This window comes from Oleiphilus sp. HI0128 (assembly GCF_001635365.1).
Genome location: NZ_LWGG01001540.1, coordinates 1 through 874, shown reverse-complemented (window position 1 = coordinate 874; position 874 = coordinate 1). Strand labels below are relative to the sequence as shown.

At 44.9% G+C, this 874-nt stretch carries 1 protein-coding gene; it reads right to left on the bottom strand.

The window, feature by feature from the left end; all coding sequences use genetic code 11:
* Positions 1–736, bottom strand: a 736-nt coding sequence (gene clpX / locus A3763_RS25365) for an ATP-dependent Clp protease ATP-binding subunit ClpX (RefSeq protein ID WP_068760713.1), incomplete at its 3' end; no start/stop codon positions are given.
* Positions 737–874: the final 138 nt, after the last annotated feature.

Here is an 874-nt window from a genome sequence, read left to right as displayed (position 1 = left end):
TATTAGTTGTATCAACCTGCAAGAATTCTTGCTGAGGATGCTTACGTCCACCCTGAGGAGGAACCGAAGCAACCGTACCTTCGATCAACTTAAGCAAAGCCTGTTGCACACCTTCACCTGACACATCTCGTGTAATTGAAGGGTTATCAGACTTACGAGAAATCTTGTCGATTTCATCAATATAAACAATTCCGCGCTGCGCTTTCTCTACGTCGTAATCGCACTTTTGCAGAAGCTTCTGAATAATGTTCTCGACGTCTTCACCAACGTAACCGGCTTCTGTCAGCGTGGTTGCATCAGCAATCGTAAATGGAACATTCAATAAGCGCGCTAGCGTCTCGGCCAATAGCGTTTTACCACTACCCGTTGGGCCAATCAGCAAGATATTACTCTTGCCCAGCTCAATATCAGACTTAGCATTGTCGAACTTCAGACGCTTATAATGGTTATAAACAGCAACAGAAAGAACTACTTTAGCTCTCTCCTGCCCAATCACATAGTCGTCAAGCGTTTCTTTAATTTCTTGCGGTACAGGTAGTCTATCACTAGCTTCCTCAGAAGCTGTCTCCTGCACCTCTTCACGAATAATATCGTTACAGAGGTCTACACATTCATCACAGATAAAGACAGATGGGCCTGCAATCAGTTTTCTCACTTCATGCTGACTTTTGCCACAAAAGGAGCAGTAAAGTAATTTACCGTTATCTCCGCCCTTACCGTTTTTTTCATCGGTCATCAGATTTCCTACTTACTGTACAAAGCGCCTCTTCGAACGCCTGCGCGCAATGAAGCGGCTCTTACCGCTGCGCGATATTCATTTAATCGCCTGAGAAGTCCTATTCGAGCAGCTTAAGCTCTATCTTCCCAGGCAAGT